This is a genomic window from Streptomyces sp. NPDC030840 (assembly GCF_055572015.1).
This window is the reverse complement of the sequence record NZ_JBVIEE010000040.1, coordinates 1-17570: the sequence shown is the minus strand read 5'-3', so window position 1 is coordinate 17570 and position 17570 is coordinate 1. Positions and strand designations below refer to the sequence as shown.

Sequence of the window (17570 nt, the reverse complement as noted above, 5' to 3'; positions counted from 1 at the left end):
CCCAGGCCCCGCCGCCCCCTCGGTCAGGTCGTCGTCGACCGCCGCCTCCGCGCCCCCGGCCGCCGCTCGCTCGGCCGGGTCACCGGATCGCCGGCCTCCACGGCGGCAGCCCTCCGCCGCGCACCGAAGTCCGCCAGCGCCTCCGCCAGCTTGAGAACCGACGGCTCCGGAGCCATCACGTCCACGCGCAGCCCGTGCTCCTCGGCGGTCTTCGCCGTGGCCGGACCGATACAGGCGATGACCGTCACGTTGTGCGGCTTGCCGGCGATACCCACCAGGTTCCGCACCGTCGAGGACGACGTGAAGAGCACGGCGTCGAACCCGCCGCCCTTGATCGCCTCCCGTGTCTCCGCCGGCGGCGGCGACGCCCGCACGGTCCGGTACGCCGTGACGTCGTCGACCTCCCAGCCCAGCTCGATCAGCCCGGCGACCAGCGTCTCCGTGGCGATGTCGGCGCGCGGCAGGAACACGCGGTCGATGGGATCGAACACAGGATCGTAAGGCGGCCAGTCCTCCAGCAACCCCGCCGCCGACTGCTCCCCGCTCGGCACCAAATCGGGCTTCACGCCGAACGCGATCAGCGCCTTGGCCGTCTGCTCGCCCACCGCCGCGACCTTGATCCCGGCGAAGGCCCGCGCGTCGAGCCCGTACTCCTCGAACTTCTCCCGGACCGCCTTGACCGCGTTGACCGAGGTGAACGCGATCCACTCGTAGCGCCCGGTGACCAGGCCCTTGACGGCCCGCTCCATCTGCTGGGGCGTCCGCGGCGGCTCGACGGCGATCGTCGGCACCTCGTGCGGCACGGCACCGTAACTGCGCAACTGGTCGGAGAGCGAAGCCGCCTGCTCCTTCGTCCGCGGCACGAGGACCTTCCAGCCGAACAGCGGCTTGGACTCGAACCAGGACAGCTGGTCGCGTCGGGCGGCGGCGGAGTGCTCACCGACCACGGCTATCACCGGCCGGCCACCCTCCGGTGACGGCAGCACCTTGGCCTGCTTCAGGGTCTGCGCGATCGTGCCGAGCGTGGCCGTCCAGGTGCGCTGCCGGGTGGTCGTGCCGGCGACCGTCACCGTCATCGGAGTGTCCGGCTTGCGGCCGCCCGCCACCAGTTCGCCGGCGGCCAGGGCCACGGTCTCCAGCGTCGCCGAGACGACGACGGTGCAGTCCGACGCCCCGACCTCGGTCCAGCACCGGTCGGAGGCCGTGCGCGCGTCCACGAACCGTACGTCCGTGCCCTGCGCGTCCCGCAGTGGCACACCCGCGTACGCGGGCACGCCCACGGCGGCCGCCACACCGGGCACGACCTCGAACGGCACGCCCTCGGCGGCGCACGCCAGCATCTCCTCGGCGGCGTACGTGTCGAGCCCGGGGTCACCGGACACCGCACGCACGACCCGCTTGCCGCCCCGCGCGGCCTCCATGACAAGATGTGCCGCATCCCGCACAGCGGGTGCACCAGCGGTTGTTGACGAGCCGTCGACAACCGACAGCTGCGGCGTGCCCGTGCCCGGAAACGTATCCGCGGAGGACGCGGAAAGCGCGGAGGGCCCGGAGGACGACGCAGCCGGATCGGCGTCGGTGTCCAGGACGGCGACGCCCGACCGGGCGTGCGCACGGACCACGTCGAGCACGTCGTGCTCGCCGACGAGGACGTCCGCGTTCGCCAGCGCCTCCACGGCGCGCAGTGTGAGCAGTCCCGGATCACCGGGTCCGGCACCGAGGAAGGTGACGTGCCCGTGGTCCTGAGCGGCGGGAAGGGTGGTGGGGCTCAATGTGCTCGCTCCCCCATCAGACCGGCCGCGCCCTTGGCAAGCATCTCGGCGGCGAGTTCACGGCCGAGCGCCATTGCTTGGTCGTACGTCTCGGGCACGGGACCGGTGGTGGACAACTGCACCAGCGTCGAGCCGTCGGTGGTGCCGACGACGCCGCGCAGGCGCATTTCCTTGACAATCTGCCCGTCGCCCAGAAGGTCGGCGAGCGCGCCCACGGGAGCACTGCATCCGGCCTCCAGGGCGGCGAGAAGGGACCGCTCGGCGGTCACGGCGCCCCGAGTGTACGGGTCGTCGAGCTCACTGAGCGCGGCGACGAGCTGCGCGTCTTCGGCGGTGTTCCCCGCCCTGCACTCGATCGCCAGTGCCCCCTGGCCGGGGGCGGGCAAAACCATGTCGGCCGGCAGGAAGTCGGTGACCTCGTCGCTCCGCCCGATCCTGTTCAGTCCGGCGGCGGCGAGGACGACGGCGTCCAGCTCGCCCTTCCTCACGTATCCGATGCGGGTGTCGACGTTCCCCCGGATCGGGACGGTCTCGATGCTCATCCCGTGGCTGCGCGCGTACGCGTTCAGCTGGGCCATGCGCCGCGGGGAACCGGTCCCCACGCGCGCGCCCTCGGGCAGTTCGGTGAACGTCAGCCCGTCCCGGGCGACCAGCACGTCCCGCGGGTCCTCGCGCTTGGGCACGGCGGCCAACGCCAGGTCGTCTGGCTGTGCGGTGGGCAGGTCCTTGAGGGAGTGCACCGCGAAGTCGACCTCGCCGCGCAGCAGTGCGTCCCGCAGCGCGGTGACGAAGACCCCGGTGCCGCCGATCTGGGCGAGGTGCTCGCGGGAGGTGTCGCCGTAGGTGGTGATCTCCACCAGTTCGACGGGCCGTCCGGTCACCTGGCGCACGGCGTCCGCCACCTGCCCGGACTGGGCCATGGCGAGCTTGCTCCGCCTGGTCCCGAGCCTCAGGGCCCCTTGTACGTGTGGCTCACTCATGCTCGCCCTCGGTTCTCGGCGTCCTTTGTGGAGCCGTCGGTCTCGTCTTCGGCCCGCGAGACGGCGGCGACCGTCTCCGGGTCCAGGTCGAACAGGGTCCGCAGCGCGTCCGCGTACCCGGCGCCACCGGGCTCCGCCGCGAGCTGCTTGACCCGTACGGTCGGCGCGTGCAGGAGCTTGTCCACGACGCGCCGCACGGTCTGCGTGATCTCGCCGCGCTGCTTGTCGTCGAGGCCGGGCAGGCGCCCGTCGAGCCGTGCGATCTCACTCGCGACGACGTCGGCGGCCATGGTCCGCAGGGCCACGACGGTGGGTGTGATGTGGGCGGCGCGCTGAGCGGCACCGAAGGCGGCCACCTCGTCGGAGACGATCCGCCGCACCTGGTCCACGTCGGCCGCCATGGGCGCGCCCGCGGAGGCCTCGGCCAGCGACTCGATGTCGACCAGCCGCACTCCGGCCAGCCGGTGCGCGGCGGCGTCGATGTCCCGCGGCATCGCCAGGTCCAGCAGCGCGAGCACGGGCTCCTGCCGGGGTACACCGGCGACGGGCTCGGGCCTGCGCCGCTCGGGGATCCGCCCGGTGACCCGGACGGTCGCGGCGAGCGCGGTGATGAGCTCGGCGTCGGCGTCGGGCGTACGGCGGCGCTCGCGGCGGTCCACGCTCGCGTTGTCCACCCAGGCGCCGTGCTGCTCCAGCGTCGCCGCGTCCATGCCCGCGACCGCGGCCTCACCCAGCACGGAGAAGCCGCCGCCCTGCACGGCCGACAGGTCGAGCGGGCAGCCCTCCTCGGTGCCGACGGAGGTGGGGGGCAGCGGGGTGCCCTCCAGTGCGGACCGTGCGCCCGCCCCGGGTGTCGTACGACCGGATCCGGCGCCGGAAGCCTGAGCGCCCACCGGCGCGGGGACGCGTCCCTCGACCGCCGCCGCGACCGACTCGGCCGTCAGGACCAAACCGGTCGCACCGGTACAGGACACGACAAGCCCGGCACGTGTCAGCTCGTCCGGCACGGCGTCCATCGGGACCGCGCGGGCCGTCACGTCCGTGTCGCCCTGCTCGGTGAGGATCTGCGCGAGGCGCTCGGCACGGTCGTACGTCCGGTTTGCGATCACGATCTCGCCCACACCGGCGCGCGCGAGGGTGGCCGCGGCGAGGGAGGACATGGAGCCCGCGCCGATGACCAGCGCCCGCTTGCCCCGGGCCCAGGTCTCGACGTCGGCGCCGGCGGCCAGCTGCTCCAGGCCGAAGGAGACCAGGGACTGGCCGGCGCGGTCGATGCCGGTCTCGGAGTGGGCTCGCTTGCCGACGCGCAGGCCCTGCTGGAACAGGTCGTTCATCAGCCGGCCCGCGGTGTGCAGCTCCTGCGCCCGGGCCAGAGAGTCCTTGATCTGTCCGAGGATCTGGCCCTCGCCGACCACCATCGAGTCGAGCCCGCAGGCCACGGAGAAGAGGTGGTGGACGGCCCGGTCCTCGTAGTGCACGTAGAGGTAGGGCGTGAGCTCGTCGAGCCCGACGCCGCTGTGCTGGGCGAGCAGCGTGGACAGCTCGGCGACGCCCGCGTGGAACTTGTCCACGTCGGCGTACAGCTCGATGCGGTTGCAGGTGGCGAGGACCGCGGCCTCGGTGGCCGGCTCGGCGGCGACCGTGTCCTGAAGCAACTTGATCTGCGTGTCCGGGGACAGCGCGGCCCGCTCCAGCACGCTGACCGGCGCGCTGCGGTGGCTCAGCCCGACGACGAGGAGACTCATGCCGGCATCACGGCGGGGACGTCCCCGTCGGGCCCTTTCCCGGCCTCCTTGGGAGCCTGTATCACGGCCTCGGGCTCACCCGCGGCGGCCTCCTCACCGGCCTTGCGCTGCTCGTGGAAGGCGAGGATCTGGAGTTCGATCGACAGATCCACCTTGCGCACGTCGACACCGTCCGGCACGGAGAGCACGGTCGGCGCGAAGTTCAGGATGGAGGTGACCCCGGCGGCGACGAGCCGGTCGCACACCTGCTGGGCGGCTCCGGCGGGAGTGGCGATGACACCGATCGACACGCCGTTCTCGTCGATGATCTTTTCCAGGTCGTCCGTGTGCTGCACGGGGATGCCCGCGACGGGCTTGCCGGCCATCGCCGGATCGGCGTCGATCAGCGCCGCGACACGGAAACCGCGGGACGCGAACCCGCCGTAGTTGGCCAGCGCGGCGCCGAGGTTACCGATGCCGACGATCACGACCGGCCAGTCCTGGGTGAGCCCCAGCTCACGCGAGATCTGGTACACGAGATACTCGACGTCGTACCCCACGCCCCGCGTGCCGTAGGAGCCCAGGTACGAGAAGTCCTTGCGCAGCTTCGCGGAGTTCACCCCGGCCGCGGCCGCGAGCTCCTCGGAGGAGACCGTGGGTACCGAGCGCTCCGACAGCGCGGTCAGAGCGCGGAGGTACAGCGGAAGCCTGGCGACGGTGGCCTCGGGAATCCCTCGGCTGCGGGTCGCCGGTCGGTGAGTACGGCCAGTTGCCACGGTGCTCCTGCGGGTAGCGCGGGGCTTTAGGCGGTCACACGTCCCCAGACCGCCCCGTCGAATGCAGGCTATGTCTTTGTGAACGCGTGCACAAAGATGGTGTCCGATTTGCCCGGCCAACGTGACCGGGGTCACGGACCCCCGGTCCATCCGTATGGAACCGGCGCACGAGCACCGTCGCTCCTCACATGATGGGGGCAAAGCCGCACACTCTCCTCAACGATCCCCGCCCCCGAGACCAGTCCGGCTCGATCCTAAGCGACGTTCTGGACCAGTTGGACTACTCAGTCAGGCCTCATGTGAGGGCTTTGCGGAGGCGTTGCTCGTTCACTCGCCAGAAAGTGTGCTGCTCGCCGTCGACGAGCACGACCGGGATCTGTTCCCAGTACTTCCGGTGGAGCTCCTCGTCCTGGGTGATGTCCTTCTCCTCCCAGGGAACCCCGAGCTCCCCGCACACCTTCTCGATGACGACGTGGGCGTCATCACACAGATGACAGCCGGGCTTGCGGATCAGGGTGACGAGGTGGGGCTCACGCGTCACATGAGCCGACTGCTTGTCCTTACGGTGATCGTTCCGCCTGAAGATGGGACTCATGCCGGCCATTCTCGCGCCGCTCCCGGCACGGGGACACGCCGATCGGGCCCCTTCCTTAACGGCACCGCCCCAGAGAGTTCACACCGTCCGAACCTCTCGACTCCGGAAGCGCCGAACAGACTGGCTATGCTCACGACATGGCCGCTCTTGGATGGCTCACTCCCCGTAGGCGCTCCGCCACGGCGCGGAGCGTTTTGGCAGGCGAGGCTTCGGCCGAGGCAGCGCGCAAGTCCTCGCAGGAACAGGAACTGCAGGGCCTCGAAGGCATGGAAGGCCTGCCCGGCGAGGCCGAACCGCAGTTCCCCGTGCACGGCGACGAGCGGGCCGCCGCGTTCTTCGACCTCGACAACACCGTCATGCAGGGCGCCGCGCTGTTCCACTTCGGGCGGGGCCTGTACAAGCGGAAGTTCTTCGAGACCCGCGACCTCGCCCGCTTCGCCTGGCAGCAGGCGTGGTTCAGGCTGGCCGGGGTGGAGGACCCGGAGCACATGCAGGAGGCGCGCGACTCCGCCCTCTCGATCGTCAAGGGCCACCGGGTGGCCGAGCTGATGACGATCGGCGAGGAGATCTACGACGAGTACATGGCGGAGCGCATCTGGCCGGGGACCCGCGCGCTGGCGCAGGCGCACCTGGACGCCGGCCAGAAGGTGTGGCTGGTGACGGCGGCCCCCGTGGAGATCGCCACGGTGATCGCCCGCCGCCTGGGCCTGACCGGCGCGCTGGGTACGGTCGCGGAGTCGATCGACGGCGTCTACACGGGCAAGCTGGTCGGCGAGCCGCTGCACGGCCCCGCGAAGGCGGAGGCGGTACGGGCGCTGGCGGCGGCCGAGGGCCTGGACCTCTCCCGCTGCGCCGCCTACAGCGACTCCCACAACGACATCCCCATGCTGTCGCTGGTGGGCCACCCCTACGCGATCAACCCGGACGCCAAGCTCCGCAAACACGCCCGCCAGTTCGACTGGCGCCTGCGCGACTACCGCACGGCCCGCAAGGCGGCCAAGGTCGGTCTCCCGGCAGCGGCGGGCGTCGGCGCGGTGGCCGGCGGCACGGCGGCGGCGATCGCGCTCCACCGTCGCCGCCGGTAGCCTCCGGCGGTTGGGCCGGTTTTGCGTGGTGGGTGCCTGGGGTTGGCGGGCGGCTTTCCCTGCGCCTCGGCCAGGGCGCCTACGCGCATCTTCGTGGGTCGGGGGCGCGCCGGGAGGTCTCCGTCCTCGGTCCGGCGGCTGATGTGGGTGTGTGAGGTTCTCGGCGGCGGACGCCGGCCGCTGCGGGCGGACACCTCCCGACACACCCCGTTGCGCGCGTACGCGGCTGCGGGTGCGCCGTGGTGCCGGTGCGCGGGGTAACGGTGCGTTGTGATGCCAGGCGCAGGCATGGCTCTCAAGGGGCGCGGGGGACTGCGCGACGAGCCACGACGGACCCGCAGCCGCCCGCACACAGAAGCCGGCAGACGAGACACCCCCGGCCACCCCCGGCGGGAACCCCAATTCACGACCCCTTACCCCCACATCACCCCCGCCAGTCACCCTCCCCGCACCCGGCCACAACACGCCCCGGAGCGGGGCTCAATGCGAGCCCATACGGACAACAAGCGGTCACGCACCGGCACCTGAACGGGCGTCAATCGATTACAGAAGCGACGTAATCGATGATTTTAGCAACTGGGTGTAGCGGTGCCTGCACGAAGCGTTATTCTCCTCAGACGCAAAACGGGTACCCCTCCGTCGCTACGACGGGTGAAAGGTCCCGTACTGCACGTGATGGAAGCTCTGCCTCTGGGAGTCCCGTGTACCCACACGTCGGGGTTGACGCCTCGGGCCTGGCTACGCTGCGCGCAACGGTCCAGAACATGTTGCGCGGCTTCGTCCCCACCGCGTACGCCGCGCCCGCGCTCGCCGTTCCCGCCGCCACCGTCGGCCCGTGTTACGCACTGGCCGACGGCACCGCGGTGGTCACCAGACGCGGCCGCGCCGGCTCGGCCACCACCGCCCGCCGTCCGGCCGCGGACAGCGACAGCGCCCGCATGATGGACCTCGTGGAGCGCGCCCAGGCGGGCGAGGCCGACGCGTTCGGCCGGCTCTACGACCAGTACAGCGACACCGTGTACCGCTACATCTACTACCGGGTGGGCGGCAAGGCGACCGCCGAGGACCTCACCAGTGAGACCTTTCTGCGCGCCCTCCGCCGGATCGGCACGTTCACCTGGCAGGGCCGCGATTTCGGCGCCTGGCTCGTGACGATCGCCCGCAATCTCGTCGCCGACCACTTCAAGTCCAGCCGTTTCCGCCTCGAGGTCACCACCGGCGAGATGCTCGACGCCAACGAGGTCGAGCGCTCCCCCGAGGACTCCGTCCTGGAGTCCCTGTCCAACGCCGCACTCCTCGACGCCGTACGACGCCTCAACCCCCAGCAGCAGGAGTGCGTCACGCTCCGCTTCCTCCAGGGCCTGTCCGTCGCCGAGACGGCCCGCGTGATGGGCAAGAACGAGGGCGCGATCAAGACCCTCCAGTACCGCGCCGTCCGCACCCTCGCCCGGCTGCTGCCGGAAGACGCCCGCTGAGCACGTCGACGGACCCTCCTCGCGCCCAGCGGCCGATGCCGAGCCGCGCATCGCCCCCTCACGAACCGGGCCCGGCCCCGTACGCTCAGCGACTCCCAACTCACCTTCCGTAAAAGACCGTTGACTTCTGGCACCGATCGTTCCTCGTCCGTAACCCAAGTGCTGCGCCGCTCGTTGTGCGGGATGCAGGCTCCCTGTGGTCACGCCTTGGCCTACATCGATCACTCGATCGTGTGGAAGTGGTCGGGGCGTGCAACCCTCAGGACCCCCTGGGGAGTCGACCGTCATGACGAGAGGAGGTGCCGCCAGTGATCGCGAACGTATCGGCGCACCGGCGGGCGAACGCCTTCGCCCAGGCTCTGGAGGAGCTGCCCGACCGGGACACGGCGGCCGAGCAGCCCGAAGGGCCGGCTTCGGCCTCTGCGGGACACACCGAGCAGGGCCGCCTGTTGGCCCTCGCGACCGGTCTCGCCGAGTTGCCCAAGCCGGAGCTGGACCCCGAGGTCAAGGTCGTCCAGCGGGCCCAGCTCGTGGCCGCGATGGAGGCCATGCTCCAGGAGGGCACGGCTTCAGGAGGCGCGGCCGCGGACCCTTCGGTGCCCGAGCAGCGACAGGGGCGGGGTGCTCACCGGGCGAGGCCACTGGGGAAGTTGCGACCACGTTCGCGGCTGACCAAGGGGCTCGCCGCGGGCGGGCTCGGCGTCGGTGTGGCCGCGGGTGCCTTCGGCGGTGTCGCCGCCGCCAGTGCGGACGCCCTGCCCGGTGACTCGCTGTACGGCCTGAAGCGGGGCATCGAGGACTTCAAGCTGACCTGGACCGACGACAACACGGACCGCGGCCGGCTCTACCTCGACCAGGCGTCCACCCGGCTCAGCGAGGCCCGCCGGCTCATGGAGCGCGACCGCCGCGGCCCCCTCGACCACGAGTCCCTCGGCGAGATCCGGCGCGCCCTCACGGGCATGCGGCACGACGCGGCGGAGGGCCACCGTCTCCTGCACGAGGCGTACGAGCGGGATCCCGGCTCCCTGGGCCCCATCCAGGCCCTCTCCGCCTTCTCGCGTTCCCACCGCGCGGCCTGGGGAGCGCTGCGTGACCGGCTTCCCGTGCAGCTCGGAGACGTCAGTCGGCAGGTCTCGTCGGTGTTCGACGCCATAGACGAGGACGTGGCCCCGCTCCAGTCGCTGCTGCCTCAGCCCCCGGACAAGGGGAGCGACGGCAAGAAGCGCGGCACCGACCCGGGCTCCACCGGCTCCGAGCGCACCGACCGCCCGGCCCCCAGTGCCACCGGCAGCGGCTCCTCCGGCCGCAGCACGAGCAGCGGCAAACCTCAGCCGTCCAGCTCGGGCTCGGAAACCGGCGGCGACGGCCTGCTCGGCGGCAACACGGGGGGCCTGCTGGACCCGCCCAAGGACAGCACCAGCAGCTCGTCCCCGTCGTCCGGCAAGACCACCCCGACCACGGCCCCGGACGTCACCGTGCCCCCACTCCTCCCGGGCCTCCTGCCCGGCCTGGGCATCGACGGCAAGGACGCGAACTAGATCCTCGCGATACGGCGGTGGGGGCGCCCCGGTTGTTGAGGGGCGCCCCCACCGCCGTAGCCGCCTCCACGAGCCCGGCGCGGTCAGAAGAACACAGACCGCCGCTGCACCAGCAACTTGGCCCCTCCTGATCCGCCGCCCTCGCACCGCTCCGCGCCACGTCGCAGAGCGGCATTTCGATACTGCGGACGGCTGCGTCGGACTCCGTCCGCCGACCTTCCCGACCGAGCCCCCCCCCACAGAGCAAACCCACGTCAGAAGAACACCGACCGCCGCTGCACCAGCAACTTGTACAGCGTGTGCTGGATCTGCTCCCTGACCTGGTCCGTCAGGTTGAACATCAGCATCGGGTCCTCGGCGGCCTCCGGCGGGTAGCCGTCCGTCGGGATGGGCTCGCCGAACTGGATCGTCCACTTCGTCGGCAGCGGAATCGCCCCCAGAGGCCCGAGCCACGGGAACGTCGGCGTGATCGGGAAGTACGGGAAGCCCAGCAGCCGCGCCAGCGTCTTCGCGTTGCCGATCATCGGGTAGATCTCCTCCGCACCCACGATGGAGCACGGAATGATCGGTGTGCCCTGCCGCAGGGCTGTCGACACGAAGCCGCCGCGGCCGAAACGCTGGAGCTTGTAGCGCTCGTTGAAGGGCTTCCCGATGCCCTTGAACCCCTCGGGCATCACCCCGACCAGCTCACCGCGCGACAGGAGCCGCTCGGCGTCCTCCGCGCACGCCAGCGTGTGACCGGCCTTGCGTGCCAGCTCGTTCACCACCGGCAGCATGAACACCAAGTCGGCCGCCAGGAGCCGCAGGTGGCGGCCAGCCGGATGGTTGTCGTGCACCGCGACCTGCATCATCAGGCCGTCCAGCGGCAGCGTGCCGGAGTGGTTGGCGACGATCAGCGCCCCGCCCTCGGAGGGGATGTTCTCGATGCCCTTCACCTCGACCCGGAAGTACTTCTCGTACACCGGCCGCAGCAGCGACATCAGCACCTGGTCGGTCAGCTCGGCGTCGTACCCGAAGTCGTCGACCTCGTAGTCGCCCGTCAGCCGCTTCCGGAGGAAAGCCAGCCCTCCGGCGATACGGCGCTCCAGACCGCCGCCCTGGGACTTCTCGGGCTCTTGCGGCGCCTCCGGCTGCTCCTGTGTCACAGGAACATCATCCTGCCTGAGCGGCCGATCCGGCAGTGCCTGGACCTCACGGACCAGCGCGGACTCGCCCTTGCGCCGGCTCCCCGCGCCACTCCGGCGGCGCGCCGGGCGCTGCACGGCACCGGCGCGCGACCGGTCGTCGTCGAACGGAATGACCTTGGCATCCGCCATCGTTGATGCGCTCCTCGGTTGGCGCCCTGCGTCAGTTGGCGCTCTGCGTCGGGGGCCGGCCACCGCCCAGGGCGGGCAGTGCGGCGATCCGGTCGACGGCCCTCGAAAGGGCCTCCGGCGGCAGCAGTCCGGGACCACGGCTGCGCGCGAAGTCCGCGAACGCCTCCGTCGTCGTGTACTTGGGTTTGTAGCCCAGCGTCTCGCGCATCTGGACCGTCGACACGACCCGCCCGTGGGTCAGCAGCCGGAGCTGCTCCGGCGAGAAGTCCGTCACACCCAGGGTACGCACCGCGGTCCCCACCCAGCTCAGGGCGGGCATCAGCAGCGGCACCGTGGGCCGCCCGAGCCTTCGCGCGCACTGCGACAACAGCAGCACCCCGTCGCCGGCGACGTTGAACGTGCCGCTGTTGAGCGTGCCGCGGGCCGGCTCGTGCGAGCCGATCCGGAGCACCTCGATCACGTCGTCCTCGTGCACGAACTGCAGCCGCGGGTCGTAGCCGAGCACCGTCGGCAGCACCGGCAGCGAGAAGTACGAGGCGAGCGGCGAGTCGGCGCTCGGCCCGAGAATGTTCGCGAACCTCAGCACGCACACGGCCACATCGGGCCGCCGCCGCGCGAATCCGCGCACGTACCCCTCGACCTCGACCGTGTCCTTCGCGAAACCACCGCTCGGAAGCGACTTGGGCGGAGTCGTCTCGGTGAAAACGGCCGGATCGCGCGGCGCGGACCCGTACACGTTCGTACTGGACTTCACCACCAGCCGCTTGACCGCCGGGGACTTCTGGCAGGCGCCCAGCAGCTGCATCGTGCCGATGACGTTGGTCTCCTTGAGCGTGGCCCGGTTGCCGCTGCCGAGCGGCGTGCCCGTCACGTCCAGGTGCACCACGGTGTCCACGCCGTGCTCGGCGAGCACGCGCGCGATCGTCGGCTGCCGGATGTCGGCCTGCACGAAGTCCGCGCCGCCGAGATGGTGCTGGGGCAGCACCGCGTCCACCGCGACCACACGGTCGACCTCCGGGTCACGCAGGATCCGTCGTACGAACCGGCCTCCCAGCTGACGGGCCACCCCGGTCACGAGCACGACCTTGCCCAAGATCAACGCCTTCCTTTCAGACGTCGGCGCCTACCTGTGTAGTGCTGCTCGTACTCTGCCGTGTTCCCCGTGGTTCGGCCACGTTAGCCGGTCGATGTTGCGCTGTGATGACCGCCCGGCGCACGAGATGCGAGTGCCGGCAGTCGTACGACACGACGGTATGCATGTGGCCCCCCACCGGACGGTGGGGGGCCACAGAGCGCGTTGTCGCAGCACTCGCGCAGAGCCGTAAGGCGTCAGCCTCTGGGTGGAAGGGCCACCCTCCAGGCCGGCCTTACTTCTTGTTGCGACGCTGAACGCGCGTGCGCTTGAGCAGCTTGCGGTGCTTCTTCTTGGCCATCCGCTTGCGCCGCTTCTTGATAACAGAGCCCACGACTACCCTCGCTCACTTCTCATCACTCGGTGCTGGGGCCATGGGCCCACACGACCTACGAGGGGCTAGCCTACCCGCCCGAGCGCTGAGCTCGTAATCGAGGAGGAGCCGAGGAGCCCCGGGAGCCCCGCAGGACCCCCGCGACCCCTCAACACCCCTGCGCCGTCAGGCTGTCTCCACCCCCACATAACTCTCGCGGAGGTACTCGTGGACAGCTTGCTCCGGCACCCGGAAGGACCTCCCCACCCGGATCGCCGGCAGATGACCGCTGTGCACCAACCGGTACACGGTCATCTTCGACACTCGCATCACCGAGGCGACTTCCGCCACGGTCAGGAACTGAACCTCGTTCAGAGGCCTCTCGCCAGCTGCAGCCATGACACACCTGAACCTTCCGCACTCGACGGCCACCGGCTTCCCCTTCCGGTGACTCTTCGTCGCTGCGTGCTCACTCCCCAATGTAGGGGCGGGTGATGCGAGTGGGGAAGAGGGGATGGCATCGGCGCCTTACTGTGACAGACACGCTCGATTGAGTACGTAGCGGGTAAGCGGTCGGTAGTAATCAGACCGCACAGCGTCATCAAGTGGAACGACGACGGACACCCGCCCCTCTGCCTGACCGACGAAGAGCGCGGGATCGTCCGTATCCGCCGGCCCCATCGCCTCAAACCCCAGCTGACCTGCCCCGCAGACCCAGCCGTGGTCCCCGATGACGAGCTCCGGGAGTGGCCCTCCACGCTCGGCGGCGGCGGCCAGAACGGTACGAACCGGGAGCGGCGAATGCGTGTGCGCGCCGGTCTCACAACCGGAGCTTCGGGCGCCGGGCTCGCGTACCAGCGCGACTCCCCGTACGTAGTCGAGGTTGTGCGTGCGTAGACCGAACCGGGTCGTTATGTCGACACGTCTACCCGTCGCGGGGGTGAGGATCTCACATCCCGCCGCCGACAAGGCGTCTGCTAGACCGCCGTAGAACCCGAGCAGCCGATGCGGATGCCCGGTCCCGAGAAGCACCGGTGCCCTGCGCCGCGCGGCCTCCCCGAGACGTTCCGCAAAGGCGTCCAGGGCCGCCAGAGTCCGTTCCGGATCGATCGCGTCGAGCCCGGACGTGACCCCCGGGTCCCCCGAGACCCCACACCTGTCCGCCATCAAAGCGATCAGTTCGGACTGCCCCCAGTTCCCCTCGGGATCCAGCCCCATCAACACCCGCGGATCCCGCGCCGCGAACAGCCGATAACTCCGCAGACTGGCCTCCCGCGTAGTGGCCACAACCCCCGCCAGCCCGGCAGCCACCAGATGCTCCCGTAACGCTCCACTGCTCAACACGGGCCTGATGGTGGCCCATCGGACGGCAAGGAACACCAGGAACAACCAAAGACCCCACGGTCGGCGTAACGACCCCGCCCCCAAGGATGCGCAGGGGGAGGCCGCGGGCGATGACGCGGGCTCTTCACGGGCACGGGGCACTGCACGTGCTCCTCAAGGGGCGCGGGGAACTGCGCGACCAACCACACACCACCTGCACCAACCCACCCCCCGCACCCCCCCCGGGGGGGAATGGGGGCGGAGCCCCCGGGGATGGGACGGGTAGGGGCGGCGGGGGCGAGAAAACCCCATGCGCACCCCTACGGCAACAGCCCCCGCAACGGAAACACCGCCCGCCGCGTAGCCAGAACGGCCTGATCCAACCGATCCGCCGGGTCGTACCCCGCCTCCCACCCGACCCACTCCACCGGCCACCGCCCATCAGTCATCCGCGCAGGCGCCAACTGCCGCGTCCGCGCGAACACCTCCTGCCGCCACCCTTCGGGAATCAGCGCCGACGGCTCGACCGGCCGCCCCGCCGCAACAGCCACCAGATGCGTCCACGACCGCGGAACCACCTCCACCACGGCGTAGCCGCCCCCACCCAGCGCCACCCACCGCCCGCCCGCGTACTCATGCGCAAGGTCATGGCAGGCGACCTGCACGGCCCGCTGCGCGTCCAACGACACGGCGAGATGCGCCAGCGGATCCTCGAAGTGCGTATCGGCCCCGTGCTGCGTCACCAGCACCTGCGGCCGAAAGTCAGCGATCACCTCGGGCACGACCGCATGAAAGGCCCGCAGCCACCCGGCGTCCCCGGTCCCCGCCGGAAGGGCCACGTTCACAGCCGACCCCTCGGCGCTCTCCGCCCCCGTCTCCTCCGGCCACCCGGTCTGCGGGAACAACGTCCGGGGATGCTCGTGCAACGAGATCGTCAGCACCCGCGGGTCCTCCCAGAACGCGGCCTGGACCCCGTCCCCGTGGTGCACGTCCACATCCACGTACGCGACCCGCTCGGCCCCCAGCTCCAGCAACCGCGCGATCGCCAGCGACGCGTCGTTGTAGATGCAGAACCCCGACGCGCCCCCGGGCATCGCATGGTGCAGCCCACCCGCGAAGTTCACCGCGTGCAGCGCGTCCCCCCGCCACACGGCCTCCGCGGCCCCCACGGACTGCCCCGCGATCAGCGCGGACACCTCGTGCATACCAGCGAACGCGGGATCGTCCATGGTCCCCAGCCCGTACGACCCGTCGGCCGCCCCGGGGTCCGCGGACGCGGCCTTCACCGCCGCCACGTAGTCCTCACGGTGCACGAGCCGCAACGTCGACTCCCCCGCCGGCTTCGCCGACACGACGTCCACCTCGCGGTCGAGCCCGAAGGCGTCCACCAGTCGTCGTGTAAGGGCGAGCCGGACCGGATCCATCGGATGGTCCGGCCCGAAGTCATACCCCGTTACTGCCTCGTCCCACATCAGCTGTGCGCGGCCGCTCATGCCCGCCACCGTATCGGTCCGGTTGAGCGGCGAACGACCTGGCATACACCAACGTCAGCAGCACCAACACCATCGGCACGAGCATGGCGCCCCGATACGTCCACGCGTCCCCCAACGCCCCCACCAACGGCGAGCCGATCAGGAAACCGACGTAGTTGAACACGTTGAGCCGCGCCACGGCCGTGTCCGACGCCCCCGGGAACAGCCGCCCCGCCGCCGCGAACGTCTGCGGCACCAGCACGCACAGCCCCACGCCCAGCAGCGTGAACCCGAGCATGCCGACCCACGGCCCCGGCGCCCCGGCCACCACGGCGAACCCGAGCGCCGCCACCAGCGCCCCGCCCCGGACCACCGCCACGGCCCCGAACCGCCGCACCCCGAAGTCCCCGATGGCCCGCCCGAGCAGGGTGGTGATCATGTAGACGTTGTACGGCACCGTCGCCAGCTGCTCCGAACTGCCCAGCACGTCCTGGAGGTACTTGGCGCTCCAGTTGGAGACCGTCGAGTCCCCGATATACGCGAACGTCATCACCAGACACAGCGGCAGCAGCATCCTGAAGACGACGGGCCCGCTCTCCGCCTCGTCCTTCACCTCGGCGGGCGCGCTCCCCCCGTCGACATACCACCGGCTCCCGACGAGCGCCGCCGGCAACAGCACCACCACGACCGGGAGATAGGACACGAACAGCGCCAGGTCCCAGTGCGCCCCCACCCACGCCAGCGAGGCCCCCACGATCCCGCCCAGGCTGTACGCCGCGTGGAAGCTGAGCATGATGCTGCGCCCGTACGTCCGCTGCAGGCTCACCCCCAGCATGTTCATGGACGCATCCAGCGCACCGACCGCGAGCCCGAAAGCGGCGAGCGCGATGCCCAGTTCGATCATGCGCTCCCCGGCTCCGACGCCGAGCAGCGCCAGAAGCACGACGGGCTGGGACCAGCGCAGCACCCGACTGGGCGGTACGCGCCTCACGAGCTTCTCGGTCGTCACGCTTCCGACGCCTGCGAGCACCGGCACGGCGGCGAGGAAGGCTGGCAACAGCGCGTCGGAGACGCCGTACCGGTCCTGAATGGCCGGGATACGCGTCACCAGCAGAGCAAAGGCGACGCCCTGAGCGAAGAAGCTGAACGCCAACGAGGCCCTGCCGCGCCGCAGCACATCTGTCATGGCGGCGAGCGTAGGGCCCCAACGTACTCGTGGGTAGATCCAGCCAAAGGTGAATTTCCCTCAGCTTTACCGGCGGGTCGCCGGCGAGCTCGAACTCCCGCACCGGCGCTTCCCTGTCACGCGCGCTGTCAGGCGAGCAGACCTGCCAACTCACCCATGTCGGAGAAGAGTCGGGTAGCACCTGCCAGCTTGGCGGCGGGCGTCATCGCGGTGAACCCGTACACGTCCATCCCGGCCGCGACAGCCGCCCGCACCCCGAGCGGGCTGTCCTCGACGACGACACAACGCCCCGGCGGGACTCCCATCCGGGCGGCGGCGTGGAGGAACAGGTCCGGCGCCGGCTTCCCCTTGCCGACGTCCTGCGAGCTGAAGATCCGCGACTCGTCGAACCACCGTTCCAGCCCTGTCGTCCGATGCCCCACCCGGATCCGCTCATGGCTCCCCGAGGAGGCCACACAGTACGGCACCTCGTCCGCGGCCAGCTTCTCGAGCACGTCCACGACCCCGGCCACGGGCCGCAGTTCCCGCTCGAAAGCCGCGAACACCCGCTGGTGGAAGACGTCGTCGAACTCCGGCGGCAGCCGGTCCCCCGTACGCTCCAGGACCAGGTCGTGGACCCGATGCATCGCGGATCCCATGTAGTCACGGATGGAGTCCTCGTACGAGGTCGGGTGCCCGAGCTCCGTCAGATAGGCAGCCAGCAGCCGATTGGAGATCGGCTCACTGTCCACGAGGACACCGTCATTGTCGAAGACAACCAAGTCGTAGCGCATGTCCAGAGCCTAAACGCAGAAAACCCCCGCACCGTGAGGTGCGGGGGTTTTCCCAATAATTGTTCGGCGGTGTCCTACTCTCCCACAGGGTCCCCCCTGCAGTACCATCG

Annotated in this window: 16 protein-coding genes; 3 read left to right on the top strand and 13 right to left on the bottom strand. The window is 70.6% G+C overall.

Annotated features, from left to right (window positions below; translation table 11 throughout):
- Positions 1-23 precede the first annotated feature (23 nt).
- From ACZ49J_RS44250 to ACZ49J_RS44230, 5 genes are all read right to left on the bottom strand, one after another.
- Positions 24-1772 (bottom strand): bifunctional uroporphyrinogen-III C-methyltransferase/uroporphyrinogen-III synthase, encoded by a 1749-nt coding sequence (locus ACZ49J_RS44250; RefSeq protein WP_467457000.1) that lies wholly within the window; start codon positions 1770-1772, stop codon positions 24-26.
- Positions 1769-2752, bottom strand: a complete 984-nt coding sequence (gene hemC, locus ACZ49J_RS44245; protein ID WP_467456998.1) for a hydroxymethylbilane synthase — start codon at positions 2750-2752, stop codon at positions 1769-1771. The genes ACZ49J_RS44250 and hemC overlap by 4 nt, the downstream gene beginning before the upstream one ends.
- Positions 2749-4497: a glutamyl-tRNA reductase gene (locus ACZ49J_RS44240; RefSeq protein WP_467456997.1), complete on the bottom strand. Its 1749-nt coding sequence runs from the start codon at positions 4495-4497 to the stop codon at positions 2749-2751. The genes hemC and ACZ49J_RS44240 overlap by 4 nt, the downstream gene beginning before the upstream one ends.
- Positions 4494-5252 carry a redox-sensing transcriptional repressor Rex gene (locus ACZ49J_RS44235; RefSeq protein ID WP_467456995.1) on the bottom strand — a complete coding sequence of 253 codons (759 nt, stop codon included), beginning with the start codon at positions 5250-5252 and terminating at the stop codon, positions 4494-4496. Before ACZ49J_RS44235 ends, ACZ49J_RS44240 begins: the two co-directional genes overlap by 4 nt.
- Before the next feature lie 295 nt (positions 5253-5547).
- Entirely contained in the window at positions 5548-5856 is a 309-nt protein-coding gene (locus ACZ49J_RS44230) for a glutaredoxin family protein (RefSeq protein ID WP_467456994.1), read from the bottom strand.
- Between the two features lie 128 nt (positions 5857-5984).
- Between ACZ49J_RS44230 and ACZ49J_RS44225 the strand changes: the two genes are divergently transcribed.
- From ACZ49J_RS44225 to ACZ49J_RS44215, 3 genes are all read left to right on the top strand, one after another.
- Complete coding sequence (locus ACZ49J_RS44225; protein ID WP_467456993.1) at positions 5985-6932, top strand: HAD family hydrolase; 948 nt, start codon at positions 5985-5987, stop codon at positions 6930-6932.
- Positions 6933-7633: 701 nt separating this feature from the next.
- Positions 7634-8407, top strand: coding sequence for an ECF subfamily RNA polymerase sigma factor, BldN family (locus ACZ49J_RS44220; protein ID WP_467456991.1), 774 nt, complete (start codon positions 7634-7636; stop codon positions 8405-8407).
- 308 nt (positions 8408-8715) lie between these two features.
- Entirely contained in the window at positions 8716-9945 is a 1230-nt protein-coding gene (locus tag ACZ49J_RS44215) for a DUF5667 domain-containing protein (RefSeq protein WP_467456990.1), read from the top strand.
- A 254-nt stretch (positions 9946-10199) separates the two neighbouring features.
- On the opposite strand, the gene ACZ49J_RS44210 is transcribed toward ACZ49J_RS44215, so the two are convergent.
- The 8 genes from ACZ49J_RS44210 to ACZ49J_RS44175 form a co-directional block, all read right to left on the bottom strand.
- Positions 10200-11261: a lysophospholipid acyltransferase family protein gene (locus tag ACZ49J_RS44210; RefSeq protein WP_467456989.1), complete on the bottom strand. Its 1062-nt coding sequence runs from the start codon at positions 11259-11261 to the stop codon at positions 10200-10202.
- Between the two features lie 31 nt (positions 11262-11292).
- The gene (locus ACZ49J_RS44205; protein WP_467457065.1) at positions 11293-12354 is read right to left on the bottom strand and encodes an NAD-dependent epimerase/dehydratase family protein; all 1062 of its coding nucleotides are present in this window, start codon (positions 12352-12354) and stop codon (positions 11293-11295) included.
- 274 nt (positions 12355-12628) lie between these two features.
- Positions 12629-12727 carry a 30S ribosomal protein bS22 gene (locus tag ACZ49J_RS44200; protein ID WP_003948845.1) on the bottom strand — a complete coding sequence of 33 codons (99 nt, stop codon included), beginning with the start codon at positions 12725-12727 and terminating at the stop codon, positions 12629-12631.
- Positions 12728-12892: 165 nt separating this feature from the next.
- On the bottom strand, positions 12893-13105 hold the full coding sequence (locus ACZ49J_RS44195) for a helix-turn-helix domain-containing protein (protein WP_004984898.1): 213 nt from the start codon (positions 13103-13105) through the stop codon (positions 12893-12895).
- Between the two features lie 129 nt (positions 13106-13234).
- The gene (locus tag ACZ49J_RS44190; RefSeq protein WP_467457064.1) at positions 13235-14050 is read right to left on the bottom strand and encodes a phosphatase; all 816 of its coding nucleotides are present in this window, start codon (positions 14048-14050) and stop codon (positions 13235-13237) included.
- A 299-nt stretch (positions 14051-14349) separates the two neighbouring features.
- Entirely contained in the window at positions 14350-15522 is a 1173-nt protein-coding gene (locus ACZ49J_RS44185; protein ID WP_467456987.1) for an acetoin utilization protein AcuC, read from the bottom strand.
- Positions 15473-16687 carry an MFS transporter gene (locus ACZ49J_RS44180; RefSeq protein WP_467456986.1) on the bottom strand — a complete coding sequence of 405 codons (1215 nt, stop codon included), beginning with the start codon at positions 16685-16687 and terminating at the stop codon, positions 15473-15475. The genes ACZ49J_RS44185 and ACZ49J_RS44180 overlap by 50 nt, the downstream gene beginning before the upstream one ends.
- A 128-nt stretch (positions 16688-16815) precedes the next feature.
- Positions 16816-17460 (bottom strand): HAD family hydrolase, encoded by a 645-nt coding sequence (locus tag ACZ49J_RS44175; RefSeq protein ID WP_467456985.1) that lies wholly within the window; start codon positions 17458-17460, stop codon positions 16816-16818.
- Between the last annotated feature and the right edge of the window lie 110 nt (positions 17461-17570).

What these genes read in the sequence shown, in the direction of transcription:
- hemC (WP_467456998.1), bottom strand. Translation starts at nt 2,752, where the DNA reads ATGAGTGAGCCACACGTACAAGGGGCCCTGAGGCTCGGGACCAGGCGG.
- ACZ49J_RS44240 (WP_467456997.1), bottom strand. Translation starts at nt 4,497, where the DNA reads ATGAGTCTCCTCGTCGTCGGGCTGAGCCACCGCAGCGCGCCGGTCAGC.
- ACZ49J_RS44230 (WP_467456994.1), bottom strand. Translation starts at nt 5,856, where the DNA reads ATGGCCGGCATGAGTCCCATCTTCAGGCGGAACGATCACCGTAAGGAC.
- ACZ49J_RS44225 (WP_467456993.1), top strand. Translation starts at nt 5,985, where the DNA reads ATGGCCGCTCTTGGATGGCTCACTCCCCGTAGGCGCTCCGCCACGGCG.
- ACZ49J_RS44210 (WP_467456989.1), bottom strand. Translation starts at nt 11,261, where the DNA reads ATGGCGGATGCCAAGGTCATTCCGTTCGACGACGACCGGTCGCGCGCC.
- ACZ49J_RS44195 (WP_004984898.1), bottom strand. Translation starts at nt 13,105, where the DNA reads ATGGCTGCAGCTGGCGAGAGGCCTCTGAACGAGGTTCAGTTCCTGACC.
- ACZ49J_RS44185 (WP_467456987.1), bottom strand. Translation starts at nt 15,522, where the DNA reads ATGAGCGGCCGCGCACAGCTGATGTGGGACGAGGCAGTAACGGGGTAT.
- ACZ49J_RS44180 (WP_467456986.1), bottom strand. Translation starts at nt 16,687, where the DNA reads ATGACAGATGTGCTGCGGCGCGGCAGGGCCTCGTTGGCGTTCAGCTTC.
- ACZ49J_RS44175 (WP_467456985.1), bottom strand. Translation starts at nt 17,460, where the DNA reads ATGCGCTACGACTTGGTTGTCTTCGACAATGACGGTGTCCTCGTGGAC.